Genomic DNA, 18,786 nt, shown 5'->3' on the forward strand with positions numbered 1-18,786 from the left:
ATAGATATGTTAAAAAATTAGTTATGAAACTATTAAATAAATTGCGTAATGAAAGAAGCAGAAAAAATCATAACACTGGGTAAAAAATTACCCTATGGAGCAAAAAAAGAAATCGCCAAGCGGTTGGGTTTTTCAGAGCAGACCATTGTAAATTTTTTCAAAACAGGCAAAGCGCGCCCTAAAAATGCTTTAAAAATCATTGAAATAACAAAAGTTATTTATGATGAGAGTCAAGAAATTATCAATAAACAAAACGAAATTTTAAACTCTTTAAACAATAGAAAAACAAATAGTACACCACTTGAATAGTGAAGGTTACACAACGCATACAGAAGTAAGATATTTTCTTTTTGGGCGCTGTATTTATCGAAAAACAAAGTGTTTAACACACTTTGTTAATGTTTAGCACGCTTAAAGCAATATGATTATGAGTGCAAATATATAACAAAAAAAATATTTATGGCTTATAGTCATAGAAATTTATTAGAAAAAATAATCGAAATTCAAAATATAGTGCTGGAACTCAAACGAAAAGACGGTGATTTGTTTTTAAAAAATATCTTTTGGGAACATATACAACCAAAATATAAAATCTGTTATCGAACTTTTCATACCTACTTAGGGATAAATGCTAAAAAGGAACTTCGAGAGCTTCAATCAAAATAAGTACTTTTTTTAGCAACAATTTAAATGTATTTAATGAGTTTTAGCATTAAAAAAATAAGAGTTTAAACACTATTTAAACGGCATAATCTGGAATTTGAAGTAAAAGAAAATATTATCACGGCTTTTGGAAATATTTACGAAGGTGATGCAGTAACTTTTGAAACTCTTTTTTCAGAATTAGAGCAAAAGCATAAATCAATCATTATACGCTTACACACCTACGGAGGCGCTGTATTTGATGGAAACATAATGTATAACACCATCGCTAACAGCCGTGCAAAGGTAACAATACATATTGTAGGAGTGGCGGCAAGTATGGGGGCTATCTTATCTTTATCAATAGAAGAGGTGTATATGGTTGAAAATGGTTATTTGATGATACACGTCCCTTCTGGTGGAAGTTTTGGAACAGCCCAAGAACTGGAAAGAAGTACAAAGTTACTTCGTTCCATAGAAGCAAATTTTATAAAGAAATTACAGCAAAAAACAGGTAAAGACGCTGAATATGTACAAAAATGGTTAAACGGCGATAATTGGTTTGATGCAGAACAAGCATTACAGGAAGGATTGATAAAGGGTATAATTGAAGCTGAATATGATTTTCAAGCGAATTTTAACCCTCAAAAACTACCTACAAATGAAGCGTTTAATCGTTTTAATGCAATGTTTAAAAATAAACAATTTAATAATAATGTTATGTATTTAAGAGACAAATTAATCAGTAAATTTAATTTACGAGCAGACACTTCTGATACAAAAAATTATTCAAGAAGTGGAACAAGCAATGGAATTAAGAGAGTCAATAATTGAATTATTAGGCTTAACAGAAGAAGTTTCAGATGATGAAATTTTAGAAAAAATTAAATCCTTATTAGAATTAGAGCAGACTAATTCAGAGGAAAAGGAAAGAGAAGCGAGATACTTAACCACGAGTGCAATCAGAGCAGGAAGTATCGCACAGGAACAGGAACAGCATATTTTGAGTATGTTTAAAAAAGATTTTGCAGGAACAAAACGACTTTTAAACACACTACCAAAACGCAACCCGTTTTCAATTATTGACTTAATTAACAAAAAAGGAGCGGAACAAGAACAAAACACAAAAGCGATTGGGATTTAGAAGATTACAGAAAATACGCACCCAAAGAATTAGAGAAAAATCCGCAACTATACCAACGACTAATAAAAGAAAAGTATAACAAATAAAACTTGATTAAAAATGGCATTACAAAAAGAAATTTGGCTTGACCAACTAATGAACAGCTTTTACCCTGAAACTTCATTTTTAAATTTCACAGTTGATTTTTCAGCGTTTGTAGATAACGACAAGCTGAATATGACAGAGGTAGGAGTAGACCCAGAGGTATTGATAAACAATAACACATACCCTATTTGACGTACTGGAACGCACCTATAAACCGTTATCTATTGAATTAGATTTGTACGAAACGGTTAATACCTTAATCAGAGAACCTGAAGCGGTGGAATTGTTCTACAACAAATTAGAAAGCGTAATTTACGGACACCGACAAGCCTTACAAACAAAGGCAGGAATGAAAGCCGCTCACGCTTTTACTCCAACAAAAGACAGTTTATACACTCCAATCGTAACAACAACAGGAGACGTAAACGAAGGATTTAAAAGACTTGTTCCTGAAAACATATTGAAGTTAAAAACGCCGTTTTGATGAGTTGGATATAAGTACAGAAAACCGAGTTTTGGTGTTACATCCCGCACACCTTGAAGATTTGATTTTATACGACTTAAAAGCGTTTAAAGACTTAACAGAATGGAAGGACGGCAACCCTTCTAAATTTGCAGGATTCAATATTTTACAATTCACAAAAACCCCTGTTTTTAATGCTACAACAATGCAGAAGAAAGCATTTGGAGCAATCACGGAAAGCACTGATACTTATTGTTCATTTGCGTTTAGTTCTGATGAAGTGATGAAAGCAGATGGCGAAGCGAAGATGTATATCACAGAAAGAGACCCAAAACAACGAGCTACTATAATAGGTTTTGATAAACGTTTCATTGCGTTACCAATCCGAAATAAAGGTATCGGGGCAATCGTTACAGGAAAGTAATTTAATTAGTGTTTTCTTTCATATATTTATATTTGTATTTTCGCACGAACAACCGCATTAATATTAGTGTGGTTGTTCTGTTTTTTACAGCGTTTAAACACCGTTTAAAAAACTATCATTTTTACCCCAATCTTCCAGCCAAAAATTGGAAGTCATACCCTTAAAAATCTTTACATTTGGTTTTGCCGTTTATATATCAATGAAAAAGATTCTGATATAGAATAAGAATATTCTTATTCGATTGGTTAAATTTGAATGAAAATTATTGAAAAAAGCACCTTGATTAGCAAGGTGCTTTTTAAAATTGTGTAATTATTGTTGTATATAAAATTATAAAGTATTTACATTATTTAAGTCTTCAAAAGCTTTTTTCATACGAACGACAAAAGTTTTTTCTCCTTCACGAAGCCAAACACGAGGGTCATAGTATTTTTTGTTAGGGGCGTCAGCACCTTCCGGATTTCCTATTTGTCCTTGCAAATAGTCTGCTTTATTCTTCATATAATCACGAATTCCTTCGGTAAAAGCATATTGCAAATCAGTATCAATATTCATTTTTACTACTCCGTACGAAATGGCCTCACGTATTTCTTCAACAGAAGAACCTGAGCCTCCGTGGAATACAAAATCAACCGTATTGTGAGGTACTCCATATTTTTGAGAAATGTATTCTTGCGAATTTTTCAAAATTTTGGGAGTAAGTTTTACATTACCTGGTTTATACACTCCATGTACATTACCAAATGAAGCCGCAATAGTAAATTGAGGGCTTATTTTAAGTAATTCTTCATAGGCATAAGCAACTTCTTCAGGTTGAGTGTATAGTCTTGATTCATCAACATCGGAATTATCAACCCCATCTTCTTCACCTCCTGTGATACCCAATTCTATTTCGAGGGTCATTCCCATTTTGCTCATTCTTTCCAAATATTTTTTACAAAGCTCAATATTTTCTTTGAGAGGTTCTTCAGAAAGGTCAATCATATGTGAGCTAAAAAGAGGCTTGCCTGTTTCTTTGAAGTGTTGTTCAGAAGCATCTAAAAGTCCGTCAATCCAAGGCAATAATTTTTTTGCACAATGGTCTGTATGAAGAATTACAGTAGCTCCATATGCTTCTGCTAACTGATGTACGTGTTTTGCTCCTGCGATAGCTCCCAATATAGCTGCTTTTTGTCCATCGTTAGAAAGTCCTTTTCCGGCAAGGAAAGAAGCACCTCCGTTAGAAAATTGTATAATTACAGGTGCATTGAGTGTTGCGGCTGTTTCCAAAACAGCATTGATACTATCAGAACTGATTACATTAGCAGCTGGTAGTGCAAATCCTTTTTGCTTTGCATATTGGAAAATCTCTTGCACTTGTTTGCCTACTGCTACTCCGGGTTTAATGTTATGACTCATTATTTATAATGTATTAAAAATTATCAGACAAATATACAAACTTTTCTCAAAAGGAAGATTTATCTTGTCTATGTTTTTTCAATAGAACTTGCTAAAACGTTTCAGAAAAATGTTCAATAGCGAGATTAGTTCTATCAGAAAACACAAAAATCGCTACTAGGTAGCGATTTTTTGTATAAATTTTAAATATTTAAAACAATGAAAAAACTTTTAAAACTATTTACTTAAAAATCTTCTTAACAAAAACTCTGTACCAAGTACAAAAAGGTTTTTTTTCGTTGCGAATAACGATTCACGTACTTGAGTTATGGTATCTGAAAATATGTTTTTGAAAGATAAATTGCGCAAAATACTTTGATAATCGCTTTTTAAACACAATATATCTATGTCTTTTTTTAATTTTAATATTTTCAAATCATTATCAATTTCTTCAAATGATGAATATTTTTTTTCCATGAATTAGTCCTTGTTAAAATAAATTTCTGACAAACGTTGTAAAATAGGTTTATAAACAAACCTTTTTCTTCCCCAATAGACCGCTATGGCGAGTATGCTTAACAATAATGCCATCGCTAAAAAACCCAAAGGAGTACTCTGTAAAAGAGTTCCTAAAGCAAAAGCTCCCGCTACCGCCAGAAAAAACAAAACAGCCAGAGCTAAAAGCCCCATAATAAAAATATTAACTAAACCTGTCGCAGATTTTGCTAACACACGAAAGCTATATAGTTTGTAATATTCTATTTGCGAATTTATAGCAGATTCTATTTCTGCGGGTAAGTTTTTAGATGTGTTTTTTAACTCGCTTAGTGCCATTGAGTATTTATTTTTGAAATTTAGCGTTTGCCTTTTTGAGTTGTTCCAATTTTTTTTCTAAGACATCAATAACTTCTTCTGCTTTATAACTTGAGCGCGAAAGCAAAGATTCTACATTTTCTTCAAGAGTACCTTTGAATTTTTCGGCTTTGTGTTTGATGTCTGCATTTAAATCTTCAAACCGATGTTTCAGATTTTCAGAAGCATCATCAAATGATTTTTTGATTTTTCTACGTGTTTTTTTTCCTTCATCGGGAGCAAAAAGTATTCCTACTCCAGCCCCTACTATGGCTCCTACTACGAGCGCTACGAGTGTGTTTCCTGTACTGTTTGGCATAATTATATTTATTTAATATTATCGCTGTAAAATTACAACCTTTTTTCTATTTAGATTATTAAAGAAATGTTAAATCAATATTTTTCTTGAAATAATTTAATTTTTTCGTCTTCTTTTTGTCTCATTTTTTGACTCTCAGTAATTGTTTTGTCTTTGTAACCACATAGATGAAGGATTCCATGTGCCATTACGCGAAGCATTTCTAACGAAAAACTAACTTGAAAATCTGTAGCATTGTCTGCTACACGTTCTGTCGAAATATAAATATCTCCCGATAGAATTTCTCCCTCAGTATAGTCAAATGTAATAATATCGGTAAGTGTATCGTGGTTAAGGTATTGCATATTGATTTGATGCAAATACAAATCATCACAAAAAATATAATTTATTTCTCCTGTTTTTTTCCCTTCAGAAGAAATAATTTTTTCTACCCAATTTTCAAAAATAATTTCCTTTTCAAAAAGGATAAAATCGGTTTCATAGTTAAATAGTATCATAAATTAAAAAGGTTTTTGTATACTATTGTATCTTTTGATTGCAAAATTAGTGATTTTTTGAATATAAAAATTTCTTTTTGTAAGAATAAAATCTATTTTCTTGATATTTGGAATTATTTTTTAGGTGAAAAATAAAAATTTTCCCTTCGGAAAAATAAAAATCACCTATTTAAAATTATTTTTTCATTATTAAATATTTAATTTAAAATATTGATTACCAGTATTTTAACTACTAAGTATTATTTTTAACTAAAAGAAAATGTCATTATATAAAAAAAAATTCTTACTTTTGCCACACGTTAAATCATAAATTTAGAAAATTATGTCAGACATCGCATCAAGAGTAAAAGCTATCATCGTTGACAAACTTGGAGTTGATGAAAGCGAAGTAGTTGCAGACGCAAGTTTTACAAACGATTTGGGAGCAGACTCATTGGACACAGTTGAGTTAATTATGGAATTTGAAAAAGAATTTGATATCCAAATTCCTGATGACCAAGCTGAAAATATTGCTACAGTAGGTCAAGCTATTAAATATATTGAAGACGCAAAATAATAGCACAAAGAGAACTCACTCTTGAACAAAAAACTTTACGGGGACTATTTATATCCCCGTTTAGTGTATATAATTGTATCAAAATCAAAATCTTATAATTATGCAAACCAAAAGAGTTGTTGTAACAGGTTTAGGTGCTTTAACACCTATTGGAAACAATATACAAGAATATTGGGAAGGATTAGTTAGAGGTAAAAGCGGGGCTGACAAAATCACGCATTTTGATGCCTCTAAGTTTAAAACTCAATTTGCTTGTGAGGTAAAAAATTTTGACGTAACTGCTTTTATCGACCGAAAAGAAGCTCGTAAAATGGATAAATTTACTCAGTACGCTATTGTTGCTTCTGATGAAGCGATAAAAGATGCAGGGCTTAATTTTGACAAACTTGATAAAGATAGAATAGGTGTTATTTGGGGAGCAGGTATTGGAGGGCTTGAAACGTTTCAAGACGAAGTGTTAGATTTTGGTAAAGGCGATGGTACTCCGAGGTTTAATCCGTTTTTTATTCCGAAAATGATTGCTGATATTGCACCAGGGATGATTTCGATACGACACGAACTACGAGGTCCCAATTTTGCAACTGTTTCAGCCTGTGCCTCATCAGCCAATGCACTTATTGATGCGCTAAATTATATTCGTTTAGGGTATGCGGATATTATTGTATCAGGGGGTTCAGAAGCAGCTGTAACGGAAGCAGGAATAGGTGGATTCAATGCTTTACACGCTCTTTCTACTCGTAATGACCAAGCCCAAACGGCTTCACGACCGTTCGATGTTACTCGAGATGGATTTGTATTGGGAGAAGGAGCAGGAGCTATTGTTTTGGAAGAGTACGAACACGCCAAAGCACGCGGGGCAAAAATATATTGTGAGCTAGCAGGAGGTGGTCTTTCAGCAGACGCTTATCATATGACAGCCCCACACATAGATGGATTAGGAGCTAAAAATGTAATGCTTAATTGTTTGCGTGATGCAAATGTTTCTATTGAAGAGGTTGATGCTATTAACTTACACGGAACTTCTACTCCTCCTGGTGATATTGCTGAAACCAAGGCTGTAATAGATGTTTTTGGAGAAAATGCTTATAATATCAACCTAAATTCTACTAAATCAATGACAGGACACTTATTGGGGGCTGCTGGGGCTATTGAAGCTATTGCCTCAATTCTGGCAATAAAAAATGCTATGGTTCCTCCTACTATCAATTTTGCAAATCCTGATGAAAATATTGACCAAAAACTGAATTTTACATTCAATAGAGCACAAAAACGCGAAATAAAAATAGCTATGAGTAATACTTTTGGCTTTGGCGGACATAATGCTTGTGTTTTATTCAAAAAAATAGATTAAGTATGCTTTTTTATAAAAAAATAGTTTCCCGTTTTCGTAAAAAAGACGGGATATTTTTTATAAAATTAGAAAAATTATTGGGTTTTGCTCCTAAAAATCTTCGTTATTACGAAGAAGCTTTTACACACCCTGCTGTAAAAAAAGCACAAGGAACACCACATATCAGTTATGAACGATTAGAATTTTTGGGAGATGCTGTGTTAGGTGCTGTTATTGCTCATTATTTATTTACAGAAGCTCCCAACGAAAACGAAGGCTATTTGACAAAAATGAGAGCCAAAATGGTTCAGCGAAACTATCTCAACCAAATAGGTGAAGAATTAAAACTTAAAGATTTTCTAAAAAATGAGAATAAACCTAATCTTTTGGGAGGTAACATCACAGGAAACCTTTTTGAAGCTCTTGTGGGAGCTATATATTTAGATCAAGGTTATCAGAAGGCAACTCAATTTATCTACCGTGTACTTATCAATTCTCATATCAATATAAAGGAATTGGAAGGTAAAATAATAAGTTACAAAAGTTTGCTTGTAGAATGGAGTCAAAAACAACATAAAACGATAGTTTTTGAAACAGATCAAGATTATGAATATTCCTCAAATATCAAATACTTTGTGTCTAAACTTATCGTTAATGATAAAGTTTTTGCAAAAGCACGAGATACTTCAAAGAAAAAAGCCGAAGAAAAAACGGCAAAACGAGCTTTTTTTAAGATTACAGGGACAATCAGAAAGAAAAAATCAAATAAAAATACTAAAAAATTAAAAATATAAATTTATATTTTTTTAATTACAAATTATTCAAAAAATCAATCGTATCTATACCATCGGCATATTGCCAAAGAGCTGGGGTTTGCGTTTGTCCAAAAGGGATTTCATCTGATGTAAATCCATTGGAAACAATACATTGTATCTGTTTTTGAGCTGTTTTTAGCTTCTGAGAAAGAGAATTCAGATCAGAATAATATTCATAAAAAAGTGTTGCAATTGGCGAACTATACGCTGTATCTTGTTTAATCATCAGAAAACCATTTTCTTTTATAACGAATAAACTCATCAAATACACCGCTTTATTATAATCATAATTATTGGCGTATTTGGTATGTTCAACAATGGTATGGTAAGGATAAATAGCACTGAAAAACGCATTAAAATCATATCCGTTAGGGACAAAAATTTTTGATACACTTCTGCATCCAAGCCCGAAATAAGTAAAAATATCTTTTCCGAGTTCAAATAATTCGTTTTGAGTTTCATTTCCTGTCAAAACAGCTACCGAATTCCGATTTTTACGAATAATATATGGTTTTTTTCCAAAATAATATTCAAAATATCGAGCTGTATTATTACTTCCTGTGGCAATAACCGCATCATAATCCGTTATCTTATGGTCGGTAAAAATAATATTTTCAGCCATAGATGGATTTATTTCAATCAATTTTTTCATCAGAAAAGGAATCAACAATGTATCGTTAGATGAACATTTGATAAGCGCTGTGTGTCCCGCCAAAAGAACTGATACAACATCATGAAAACCTACTAATGGAATATTTCCTGCTAAAATAAGTGCTATTTTTCTTGATTTCTTATTTTCAAAAATATATTCTGATAACCATCTATTTAAATGGTCGTACGTGAGTACTTTAGCCCATTGTCTGAAAGCAAAATCAATATTTTCGGGAGTAAACCAAGCATTTTGCTGATATGCTTTTTGTATAATAGTTCTAAATTCTTCTTGTTCAGAAGATTTTTTTTCTGAAAAAACAATTTCATTATCTAATTGATTATCAGTTATTTCTTTCAAAAAATTGCCTAATTTGACAAATGTTTGTATTCGATTACTTATTGACATAGATTTTGTTTTGTCCTTTATTTAAAATAATTTTGCACAAAAATACAAAACAAATTTTATTGTAAATAATTTACGGACTTTTTTATTAACTAAAATATATCAAAATGGCAATTATAATAACCGATGACTGTATCAATTGTGGAGCTTGTGAACCTGAATGCCCTAACAATGCTATTTATGAAGGAGCTGATGATTGGCGTTACAGCGACGGAACTAAACTGAAAGGGAATATTATTTTACCCAGTGGAGCCAATGTTAACGCTGACCAAGTACAAAAGCCCCTGAGTGATGATTTTTATTTTATTGTACCTGACAAATGTACAGAATGCAAAGGTTTTCACGAAGAGCCTCAGTGTGCGGCTGTTTGCCCTGTCGATTGTTGCGTTCCAGATAATAATTATCAGGAAACCGAAGAAGAATTATTGGCAAAACACGATTTTATGCACAATGGTGAATAAGTTTTTCGTTTTTCTCTAATGAATTTTTATTAAAATCCGTATCTTTGCTGAAATTTTTGACAATGGCACTCAAACATATCATAGAAGAATACGAATAGCTCGGCTTTGTCCGAGTAATTTCGTTTATATAAACTGCAAAGAAGATAACTTTGACAAAATAAATAATGTGTCGAGGCTCTCGACAATCTTTTAATAACAAATTTTTTAATAAAGAATAAAAAAATGAAAAACTTCATACAAGAATTACGATGGCGAGGAATGATTCAGGATATTATGCCTGAAACGGAACAACATTTATTAGAAGGCGTACGCTCAGCATATATAGGCTTTGACCCGACAGCAGATTCGCTACACGTCGGACATTTGGTAGGGATAATGATACTTAAACACTTCCAAAACTGCGGACACAAACCTTACGCTTTGGTAGGTGGTGCCACAGGAATGGTGGGCGACCCTTCGGGGAAATCTATCGAAAGAAACCTTTTGACCGATGAGATTTTGGCTAAATATATTGCTGGAATTAAGAAGCAGTTGTCCAAATTTTTGGATTTTGAAAGCAAAGCCGAAAATGCAGCCGAAATGGTCAATAACTACGACTGGATGAAAGATTATTCGTTCTTAAACTTCATTCGTGATATTGGGAAGCACATTACCGTAAATTATATGATGGCGAAAGACTCTGTGAAAAAGCGTTTTGACCCTACCGAAAACACTGAGGGAATGTCGTTTACCGAGTTTTCGTACCAATTATTGCAGGGATACGACTTTTTGCACCTCTATCGAGAAAGAGGTTTGACGCTCCAAATGGGAGGCTCTGACCAGTGGGGCAACATCACTACGGGAACGGAACTTATCCGAAGAATTGCAGGAGGAAAGGCGTACGCAATGACTTGTCCGCTCATTACCAAGGCTGACGGAACGAAATTCGGAAAATCGGAAGGTGGCAACATTTGGCTTGACCCTGAAAAAACATCGCCGTACAAATTCTACCAATACTGGCTCAACACATCAGACGCCGACGCTGAAAGATACATCAAAATATTCACAATGCTGACGCAAGAGGAGATAAAATCGTTGGTAACACAGCACCAGGAAGCACCGCACCAAAGAGCCTTGCAAAAGAAACTGGCTGAGGAGATTACGGTGATGGTTCACTCACGCGAAGATTATGACAACGCCGTGAAAGCCTCTGAAATTTTGTTTGGAAATTCTACTTCTGACGATTTGAAAACACTTGATACCAATACATTTTTAGAAATTTTTGAAGGTGTTCCGCAGAAAGAAGTAGCAAAAACGGAAATTATCGGAGCGAATATTGTAGATATTTTATCGCAAAAATCAGGCTTTTTAAAATCGAAAAGTGAAGCTCTTAGGGAACTGAAAGCCAATTCTATTTCCCTTAATAAAGAAAAAATAGGTGAAGATTTTATTCTTTCCGAAAATGACCTAATCAATGGAAAATTTGTTCTTATACAAAAAGGGAAGAAGAATTATTTTATTGTGAAAATAATTATGTAATAATTACAGAGAAGCAAAGAACACATTGCTTCTCTGTATTTAAACCTTAAAAAGATATGATTCCTGAAACACTATTAAATATAAAAAATTATCTCATTGAAAGCAATTTGCATCTGTCCTCTCCTTTAAAAGATGGACGACTGAATTCGTCTTTTAATGAAGATGAAATTATAAATATTCTCAAAACAAAATTTAAAATAAATGAGCCTAATAGTCGCCAATGGTTCGATTTTAGTTTTGAAGAAAAAGGAGATTTTTTTCCTGTTAATATAAAGGTAACTACTACAAACACAGCAGATAATTTGAACTGTAAATTAGGAATTTATTATGCACTTACAGGCTTACTTCCCGATTTTTCAAATGGAATAGATTGGCTTAATTATTTTGAAAAATTAAAAGAGAATTTAGGTACAAAAATAGATAAAGATTATTATTTTTTGATTATCAACAAAGAAGCACCCGAAGATGTTTTTGTAAATACTTTAAAAGGAATTAAAACTCTTTAACCAAACGGAAACAACCTTCCTTTTCAATGCAAATGGAATGATAATAAAGAGTTTAAAAAACGAACTTTTGAACAAAGTAGAGATTTTATTCTTTCCAAATTTGGTGAAAGTATAAGGTTGCGTGCAGATATTTATTTTAATTTTAAACGCCTCTTTTCAGAATATGTATAATGTAGAAAGTTTAGGGCAAGTTTTTACCCCTGTGCACATCGTTTCTGAAATGCTTTCTCTTAGAAAAAATAACGGAAATGTATTAGAACCTTCCGCTGGGAATGGTAGTTTTTGGAGTCAAATATCTAATTGTATTGGTATTGAAATTGATGAAAAATATTGCCAAAAAGGAATGCTAAATATGGATTTTTTTGATTATCCTATTGAAAATCAATTTGATACTATTATCGGAAATCCTCCTTATGTAAAACACAATAGCATAGATGTTCAAACGCAAAAAAATTAGATTACACACTTTTTGATGAGCGAAGCAATTTGTATTTATTTTTTATTGAAAAATAGAGGAGAATTGATATTCATCACACCTCGTGATTTTTTTAAATCAACTTCAAGTATCAAATTAAACCATTTTATTTACAATCAAGGAACAATTACTGATTTGATTGACTTGGGAGACAGCAGAATATTTGAAAATGCACAACCTAAATTGTATTATTTTTCGATTTGAAAAAGGTGATTTTTCGCGAAAAACAAATATAACTAAGCAATTTATCTGTAATAACGGACAATTATATTTTACAGATAATCAATATTCCGTCTCTTTATCAGATATTTTTAGTGTGAAAGTAGGAGCTGTTAGTGGTTTTGACAAAATTTACAAGAATGAAGAGTATGGAAATCAAGATTTTGTAACTTCAATAACTCGAAAAACAGGCAAAACGCAAAAAATGATTTTTGTAGAGCAACCAACAGAGTATTTAGAAAAGAATAAAAACGCTTTAATCAATCGAAAAATAAGAAGTTTTAGCGAAAATAATTGGTGGGAATGGGGACGAAAACATCATATTTCAGACAAAAAACGGATTTATGTCAATACCAAAACACGCAATAAAGAACCTTTCTTTATAAACGATTGTAAAAATTACGATGGTTCTATTTTAGCTTTATTTCCTCATAATCAAGAGCTTGATATTGAAGAATTGGTAATAAAATTAAATAAAGTAAATTGGTTTGAACTCGGATTTGTTTGTGATGGACGCTATTTGTTTTCACAAAAAAGTTTAGAAAATACCATACTACCAAACTCTTTTTTAGCATATAAACATATTAGCCAACTTACTCTTTGGGATTGAATTTGTCCTTCTACAAAAAGGGAAAAAGAATTATTTTGTAATTATTGTAAAATAGAACTTAAATTCAAGGAACAAGTTCTTGACAAAGTGACTGGCGAAGCAATTACGACCAAGCGTAATTTTTGATTCGTAATTAACTAAACTATTATCACTAAAAAAGCAAAGAGGCTGTCCGAAAAGTATCGGGAGCCTCTTTGCTTTTAAAATTTATACTATGAAACTATCTTTATTCATAAATCGCTTGAATACCAGGTAATATTTTTCCTTCAAGACTCTCAAGCATTGCGCCACCTCCGGTAGAAACATAACTTACTTTATCTTCAAAACCGAATTGTTTTACAGCGGCAACCGAATCACCTCCGCCAACAAGAGAAAAAGCGCCTGCTTTGGTTGCTTCTGCAACAAAATTACCAATAGCTATTGTACCTTTGGCAAAATTAAGCATTTCAAAAACTCCTACAGGACCATTCCAAAGAATAGTTCTTGATTGAAGTAAAAGTTCTTTGTTTCGTTCCAAAGTTGTAGGTCCTGAATCCAGACCTTCCCAACCATCGGGTATATTATTAGCCTGTACTATTTGAGTAGGCGTATCATTGGCAAATTCTTTTCCTGCAACTACATCAATAGGGAGGTAGATGTTTACTCCCAATTTTTTAGCTTTATCAAGAATTTCAAGAGCCAAATCTAATTTATCATTTTCACAAATAGAATCTCCAATTTTTCCTCCCAATGCCTTGATAAAGGTATAAGCCATTCCTCCGCCAATAATCATATTATTTACTTTCGGAAGAATATTCTCAATAATTGTAATTTTAGAAGAAACTTTTGAGCCACCCAAGATAGCGGTTACAGGTTTTTCACCTGTTTTCATTACTTTTTCAATACTTTCTATTTCTTTTGCCAATAAGTATCCGAAGCATTTGGCATTGGGGAAGAACTTAGCTACGATTGTGGTTGATGCGTGAGCTCGGTGTGCTGTACCAAAGGCATCATTTACGTAAATATCGCCAAGTTTTGCTAAGTTTTTGGCAAATGTGTCATCTCCTTTGGTTTCTTCTTCATAAAAACGAACATTTTCAAGCAAAAGAACTTCACCTGGTTTGAGTTCCGCCGATGCTTTTTCTGCAACTTCACCAATGCAATCCGAAGCGAATTTCACTGGTACACCCAACACTTGCGAAACTTTATCAACAATATGTTTGAGCGAATACTTGTCTTCTTTTCCTTTTGGACGCCCGAAATGCGACATTAAAATAACGCTTCCACCATCTTTTAATATCTTATCAATCGTTGGTTTAGCAGCTTCGATACGCGTTGCATCGGTTACTTCAAAATTTTCATTCACCGGAACGTTAAAATCTACTCGGATTAACGCTTTTTTATCCTTAAAATTAAAATTGTCAATGGTTTTCATTATGAAATATTTTTATATTGTATTTTCCCAAGTGCCAAATTTACGAATTTTTATTTGAAAAAATTCTTTTTCGTCTGGTTTTTTTCTGAAAAAAAAATTTTCTCTACAAATTGAAAGAAAAAACTATTTTTTGAACATCCCTTTGAGCGTATTGAGAAATCCGGGTTCGATAATACCAATTCCTATTCCGAAATTCCTATCGGCTACTTTATAATAGGCTTCTTTGAGCATTTCTATTTTGTCAAGCGGAATTTCGATATTGGTAACCGGATTATACTCGACCAACACTTTGCCAGAATGCTTAGTGATTTCTTTTTGAGTTTTGTGTGTGAAAAATTCATTTTCAATATCACATTCTTGAATGGTATATTTCTTATGAGTATCAATCTTTTGGTCAGTTTCCAAGTAAATTTCGTAGCGTTCGCTATCAAAACTATGCCAAAAATTCACATCTTGATGTCTGTACTCTCTTACATTATTTTTTAAAATCGAACCATCAAAATACATCAAAAAACGCTTATTTTTCTGATCAACAAAATACGGATTTTCAATGGAGGCTTCATAGCGAAGAGTAAATATGTTTTCTACTTTATCATCTTTTATAATTTGAATTGAAGCGTCTTTGAAAACATCACGAAAATCTTTGTCTTTACGGTCATTTATATAATTCAGGTTATAGAAAAGGGAATTGTTCCAACCCAAAAGCGTCTACAAAACATCTACAATATTGAAAAAATCGATTTTATTTTAGAATTTATAACTAACGCCAACTCCCAATATTTGCTTGAATTGAACCCTTGCTCCGTAGGTATATTTTTGCCCGTTGGGAGCAATAGCTTCTTTGAATTTCACATCGTCATCATATTTCAAGTGCGTACCCAAACGAGCCTGCACGTGGTCATTTACCTTCATATTGATAGTCATTTCCCAATCAATATCTATATTGCCAAAATTTTTATTATATTGTGTATAGAAAGAAAAGCGATTGGTCATCATAATATTTTCATATACTTGAGTATTCCAATTACCTGAAACTAATATACCTACTTCGGAATTAACTTTTTTGCCATGACGAATCAAATTTCCGCTATCATCGTATTCTGCACCTTTGACACCAAAAGCTCCCTTGTCTGCCAAATCTTGATTTAGAACAAAAGTCGATTTGAGTGTAAGAGGAGAGAGAAATAGGTTGAAATCTGATTTTTGTGGCGCATATTCTGCCCCCAAACCAATAATCAGATATCCAGGAGCCATAAATTGTGAAATAGGCGTTTCTCGATTAGGATAATTATATCCATTAGAAAATTGAGAAAGAAAACTAACCTTTGCCGAATAGTACCAATCTGAAAAAGAGTTGGTGCGATAACCAAATGTAGAATTAAGCACTATCTGGTCATCTGTTTTCCGTAATTGTTCTCCTTGTTGAATATTCACTCCATAATTGAGCAATAATTCATTATCCCAAAAAAATCGAGTTTGTGTATATCTGCGACGAAACTTAGCGTCCGTCAAGATAGAAATTGAATTAACTCCTCCAGCATTCCAGTTAGAGAAAGCCACTTCGCTCATATTCAGTCCTAAACTATTGAACGAATACCAGTGCTTATTCTGTATCTGAATTCGCCGAAAGGTGTATTTAAGTGCTTGTTTATCAATCTGTACAGGTTCTATTTCCATTTTAGGAGGAAGCTCTTGTACACGGACTTTACGTACTTGCGCTATTACTGGTGTAGATAATACCAATCCGATAATCAATATAGTGATACGTTTCATAAAAATAATATGTTTTAAGGTGCAAATATACCGCAAAAAATCTTGATTTCTAACTTTTTATTTTAAAAAAATATATGAAATCATCAAAAATTAAATCTATAAATAATGACAAATTTTAATTCTTACAAACAATAAACAATGGAGAAAATACAAGGAGAAAAATGTGGTTGAAAATTTATTTTTAGGATATTAAAAACAAAAAAACCTCAATTACTATTGAGGTTTAATCTTGTACCTTGGGTGGGAATCGAACCCACACTCCGTAGAACACGAGTTTGAGTCGTGCGCGTCTACCAATTCCGCCACCAAGGCATCTATTTTTAAAATGCGGTGCAAAGATATAATTTTTTTGGCACAAAAAAAAATATTTTCAAAAAATTTTATCTAAATGATTTTTAATTTATACCTTTGCACCGCGAAACAGATTTTTAATACTTAGAAAACATCTTGTATGGATTGTATGGTATCTGAGGCAAAACTTTTTGCTTGCACACAAAGCAAAGATTTAGCAGAAAAAATAGCAAAATACTATGGTATGCCCTTAGGAAACGTTATTTTTTCACGATTTAGTGATGGAGAATTTCAACCTTCTTTTGAAGAGTCTATTCGAGGGAATCGAGTGTTTATTATTGGCTCAACGCACCCAGGAACAGAACATCTGATGGAAATGTTACTAATGCTTGATGCTGCTAAGCGCGCTTCGGCACGGCATATTACAGCTGTACTCCCTTACTTTGGATGGGCGCGACAAGACCGAAAAGACAAACCTCGTGTACCTATTGCCGCCAAATTGGTTGCCAACTTGCTCGAAACAGCAGGAGCTACCCGTATTATTACGATGGATTTGCATGCAGACCAAATACAAGGATTTTTTGAAAAACCTGTTGATCATTTGTATGCATCAACTATTTTTCTGCCTTATATTCAGTCTTTGAATTTAGAAAATTTGTGTATCGCTTCGCCTGATATGGGTGGTTCTAAACGAGCGTATGCTTTTTCAAAATACTTAAATTCGGATGTAGTAATTTGCTATAAACAACGCAAAAAAGCCAATGTAATTGAAAAAATGGAACTCATTGGAGAGGTCGAAGGGAAAAATGTCATTTTGGTTGATGATATGGTCGATACGGCAGGAACTTTGGTTAAAGCAGCAGAACTTATGAAGCAAAAAGGAGCTATAAGTGTTCGTGCCATAGCTTCGCACGCATTACTAAGTGGAGGAGCATACGAACGCATTGAAACTTCGCAATTAGAGGAACTTATCGTTACTGATTCCATTCCTCTAAAACAAGAAAGTTCTAAAATAAAGGTACTTAGTTGTGCTGAACTTTTTGCTGATGTAATGCATCGGGTACACGAAAATCAACCGATAAGTAATAAATTTTTGATGTAAAAAAATGACCAAGAAAAGATTTTTTTTACTTTTTTTACCATTTTTCGTTTCGTGTGGATATTTTTCAGAAAAGAAAAACTCCGAGCAACAAGAAGCTGTTAAAGATACGTTGCAAAATGTATTTTCAGAAGGAGATTTAGAAGAAAGTATTGAAAATCAAGATGAAATAGAAAATCAAAAGGAGATTGAAATTTTCAAAAATGAGTTTGAAGTTTCAGAAACAGAAAATGTTCGATACAAAATTCATCTTGAAAAAACAGATTCAATTACATTTTTCAAAATAAAACAAGGTATCCCGATACCTGAAAAAATTGAAAAAATTACAGATTTTGCTGATGCTAAAAAATATTTGAAAGGAATTGTAGAGTTTGGTATAACAGAAACTTTTGGCGATGGAGAAAGTGTTTTTTATCCAGAAGTTCCAAAAATAATACACGCTCGCAATAGAAAAAAAATTGAAAATAAAGATCCTGATGCTTTTTTTGTTGCCTATTTCCCTTCAGAAGATATTTTGGTTTGTGAAGGAGGGCATGCAACAGATGTTAGTTTTGACCTGAAAGATGGAAGAGAAACTGAGCAAACGGGCAATCCTGATTATTTTGTATATTCGCCAGATAAAACTTTACGTTTCAATGGTTGGTTTGGAGGGCAAGAATGCTCTACTCTTTTCATTCAGAAGAAATTAGCAGAGAGTTTTGAAATGATAGTTTCCTTAGATGTTATTTTTGAAGAAGCAACTAAGCAGTGGCTTTGTAACATTGGAACATCTTTCTGGGCAAATAACGAAATATTTTATTTTCAAAGGGTTAATATGGGACATAAAAATCAGTATTTTAAACTCACTTTAAAAGAAATTTAAA

General features: G+C 32.8%; 26 protein-coding genes, 1 tRNA gene and 1 pseudogene. 17 read left to right on the forward strand and 11 right to left on the reverse strand.

Annotated features, from left to right (window positions below; translation table 11 throughout):
- The first annotated feature begins 48 nt into the window (after window positions 1–48).
- The 7 genes from OO775_RS01195 (at window position 49) to OO775_RS01225 (ending at window position 2,757) form a co-directional block, all read left to right on the forward strand.
- Window positions 49–309: a hypothetical protein gene (locus tag OO775_RS01195; protein WP_264845176.1), complete on the forward strand. Its 261-nt coding sequence runs from the start codon at window positions 49–51 to the stop codon at window positions 307–309.
- A 150-nt stretch (window positions 310–459) separates the two neighbouring features.
- Entirely contained in the window at window positions 460–666 is a 207-nt protein-coding gene (locus OO775_RS01200) for a hypothetical protein (RefSeq protein WP_264845177.1), read from the forward strand.
- Between the two features lie 114 nt (window positions 667–780).
- A complete protein-coding gene (locus tag OO775_RS01205; protein ID WP_264845240.1) occupies window positions 781–1,476 on the forward strand; it encodes a head maturation protease, ClpP-related in 696 nt (231 codons plus the stop codon).
- A complete protein-coding gene (locus tag OO775_RS01210; RefSeq protein ID WP_264845178.1) occupies window positions 1,439–1,786 on the forward strand; it encodes a hypothetical protein in 348 nt (115 codons plus the stop codon). The genes OO775_RS01205 and OO775_RS01210 overlap by 38 nt, the downstream gene beginning before the upstream one ends.
- A 99-nt stretch (window positions 1,787–1,885) precedes the next feature.
- Window positions 1,886–2,062: a hypothetical protein gene (locus OO775_RS01215; RefSeq protein ID WP_264845180.1), complete on the forward strand. Its 177-nt coding sequence runs from the start codon at window positions 1,886–1,888 to the stop codon at window positions 2,060–2,062.
- A gap of 43 nt (window positions 2,063–2,105) precedes the next feature.
- Entirely contained in the window at window positions 2,106–2,354 is a 249-nt protein-coding gene (locus OO775_RS01220; protein ID WP_264845182.1) for a hypothetical protein, read from the forward strand.
- A 34-nt stretch (window positions 2,355–2,388) separates the two neighbouring features.
- Entirely contained in the window at window positions 2,389–2,757 is a 369-nt protein-coding gene (locus OO775_RS01225; RefSeq protein ID WP_264845183.1) for a hypothetical protein, read from the forward strand.
- A gap of 330 nt (window positions 2,758–3,087) precedes the next feature.
- Here OO775_RS01225 and fbaA read toward each other — a convergent pair whose 3' ends face one another.
- From fbaA to ybeY, 5 genes are all read right to left on the reverse strand, one after another.
- Entirely contained in the window at window positions 3,088–4,155 is a 1,068-nt protein-coding gene (gene fbaA / locus OO775_RS01230) for a class II fructose-bisphosphate aldolase (RefSeq protein ID WP_264845184.1), read from the reverse strand.
- Between the two features lie 216 nt (window positions 4,156–4,371).
- Complete coding sequence (locus OO775_RS01235) at window positions 4,372–4,611, reverse strand: DUF6327 family protein (protein ID WP_264845185.1); 240 nt, start codon at window positions 4,609–4,611, stop codon at window positions 4,372–4,374.
- 3 nt (window positions 4,612–4,614) lie between these two features.
- Window positions 4,615–4,968, reverse strand: coding sequence for a phage holin family protein (locus tag OO775_RS01240; protein WP_264845186.1), 354 nt, complete (start codon window positions 4,966–4,968; stop codon window positions 4,615–4,617).
- Window positions 4,969–4,975: 7 nt separating this feature from the next.
- A complete protein-coding gene (locus OO775_RS01245) occupies window positions 4,976–5,305 on the reverse strand; it encodes a YtxH domain-containing protein (RefSeq protein WP_264845187.1) in 330 nt (109 codons plus the stop codon).
- Between the two features lie 74 nt (window positions 5,306–5,379).
- Window positions 5,380–5,802, reverse strand: a complete 423-nt coding sequence (gene ybeY / locus OO775_RS01250; protein WP_264845189.1) for an rRNA maturation RNase YbeY — start codon at window positions 5,800–5,802, stop codon at window positions 5,380–5,382.
- A 322-nt stretch (window positions 5,803–6,124) separates the two neighbouring features.
- Between ybeY and OO775_RS01255 the strand changes: the two genes are divergently transcribed.
- The 3 genes from OO775_RS01255 to rnc all read left to right on the forward strand — a co-directional run bounded on the left by OO775_RS01255 (window position 6,125) and on the right by rnc (window position 8,482).
- Complete coding sequence (locus OO775_RS01255; protein ID WP_264845190.1) at window positions 6,125–6,358, forward strand: acyl carrier protein; 234 nt, start codon at window positions 6,125–6,127, stop codon at window positions 6,356–6,358.
- A 100-nt stretch (window positions 6,359–6,458) separates the two neighbouring features.
- Window positions 6,459–7,709, forward strand: coding sequence for a beta-ketoacyl-ACP synthase II (fabF, locus tag OO775_RS01260; RefSeq protein ID WP_264845192.1), 1,251 nt, complete (start codon window positions 6,459–6,461; stop codon window positions 7,707–7,709).
- 2 nt (window positions 7,710–7,711) lie between these two features.
- Window positions 7,712–8,482 (forward strand): ribonuclease III, encoded by a 771-nt coding sequence (gene rnc, locus OO775_RS01265; RefSeq protein ID WP_264845193.1) that lies wholly within the window; start codon window positions 7,712–7,714, stop codon window positions 8,480–8,482.
- 16 nt (window positions 8,483–8,498) lie between these two features.
- Here rnc and OO775_RS01270 read toward each other — a convergent pair whose 3' ends face one another.
- The gene (locus tag OO775_RS01270) at window positions 8,499–9,560 is read right to left on the reverse strand and encodes an acyl-CoA reductase (protein WP_264845195.1); all 1,062 of its coding nucleotides are present in this window, start codon (window positions 9,558–9,560) and stop codon (window positions 8,499–8,501) included.
- Window positions 9,561–9,664: 104 nt separating this feature from the next.
- Between OO775_RS01270 and OO775_RS01275 the strand changes: the two genes are divergently transcribed.
- A complete protein-coding gene (locus OO775_RS01275) occupies window positions 9,665–10,018 on the forward strand; it encodes a 4Fe-4S binding protein (RefSeq protein WP_264845196.1) in 354 nt (117 codons plus the stop codon).
- Here the strand turns inward: OO775_RS01275 and OO775_RS01280 are convergent.
- Window positions 9,999–10,217, reverse strand: coding sequence for a hypothetical protein (locus OO775_RS01280; RefSeq protein WP_264845198.1), 219 nt, complete (start codon window positions 10,215–10,217; stop codon window positions 9,999–10,001). The two genes, OO775_RS01275 and OO775_RS01280, sit on opposite strands and share 20 nt — an antisense overlap.
- A gap of 23 nt (window positions 10,218–10,240) precedes the next feature.
- Here OO775_RS01280 and tyrS point away from each other — a divergent pair, with 23 nt between their 5' ends.
- The 4 genes and pseudogenes from tyrS (at window position 10,241) to OO775_RS01305 (ending at window position 13,346) form a co-directional block, all read left to right on the forward strand.
- Window positions 10,241–11,536, forward strand: a complete 1,296-nt coding sequence (gene tyrS, locus OO775_RS01285) for a tyrosine--tRNA ligase (protein ID WP_264845199.1) — start codon at window positions 10,241–10,243, stop codon at window positions 11,534–11,536.
- A 56-nt stretch (window positions 11,537–11,592) separates the two neighbouring features.
- On the forward strand, window positions 11,593–12,042 hold the full coding sequence (locus OO775_RS01290) for a hypothetical protein (protein ID WP_264845201.1): 450 nt from the start codon (window positions 11,593–11,595) through the stop codon (window positions 12,040–12,042).
- Window positions 12,043–12,262: 220 nt separating this feature from the next.
- Window positions 12,263–12,721, forward strand: a pseudogene (locus OO775_RS14100) (Eco57I restriction-modification methylase domain-containing protein).
- Window positions 12,687–13,346, forward strand: coding sequence for a hypothetical protein (locus OO775_RS01305; protein ID WP_264845206.1), 660 nt, complete (start codon window positions 12,687–12,689; stop codon window positions 13,344–13,346). The pseudogene OO775_RS14100 and the gene OO775_RS01305 overlap by 35 nt, the downstream one beginning before the upstream one ends.
- Window positions 13,347–13,572: 226 nt before the next feature.
- Here the strand turns inward: OO775_RS01305 and OO775_RS01310 are convergent, their stop codons facing one another.
- The 4 genes from OO775_RS01310 to OO775_RS01325 form a co-directional block, all read right to left on the reverse strand.
- Window positions 13,573–14,760, reverse strand: coding sequence for a phosphoglycerate kinase (locus OO775_RS01310; RefSeq protein ID WP_264845207.1), 1,188 nt, complete (start codon window positions 14,758–14,760; stop codon window positions 13,573–13,575).
- Between the two features lie 123 nt (window positions 14,761–14,883).
- Window positions 14,884–15,462: a hypothetical protein gene (locus OO775_RS01315; RefSeq protein WP_264845208.1), complete on the reverse strand. Its 579-nt coding sequence runs from the start codon at window positions 15,460–15,462 to the stop codon at window positions 14,884–14,886.
- 45 nt (window positions 15,463–15,507) lie between these two features.
- Window positions 15,508–16,533, reverse strand: coding sequence for a DUF3078 domain-containing protein (locus OO775_RS01320; RefSeq protein ID WP_264845209.1), 1,026 nt, complete (start codon window positions 16,531–16,533; stop codon window positions 15,508–15,510).
- 232 nt (window positions 16,534–16,765) lie between these two features.
- A tRNA-Leu gene (locus OO775_RS01325) sits at window positions 16,766–16,845 on the reverse strand.
- A 139-nt stretch (window positions 16,846–16,984) separates the two neighbouring features.
- Between OO775_RS01325 and OO775_RS01330 the strand changes: the two genes are divergently transcribed.
- Complete coding sequence (locus tag OO775_RS01330; RefSeq protein ID WP_373874537.1) at window positions 16,985–17,926, forward strand: ribose-phosphate pyrophosphokinase; 942 nt, start codon at window positions 16,985–16,987, stop codon at window positions 17,924–17,926.
- A gap of 4 nt (window positions 17,927–17,930) precedes the next feature.
- Complete coding sequence (locus OO775_RS01335) at window positions 17,931–18,785, forward strand: hypothetical protein (RefSeq protein ID WP_264845210.1); 855 nt, start codon at window positions 17,931–17,933, stop codon at window positions 18,783–18,785.
- Window position 18,786 lies beyond the last annotated feature (1 nt).

Source organism: Capnocytophaga catalasegens, from assembly GCF_026005215.1.
In the GTDB taxonomy this organism is placed as follows: Bacteria; Bacteroidota; Bacteroidia; order Flavobacteriales; family Flavobacteriaceae; genus Capnocytophaga; species Capnocytophaga catalasegens.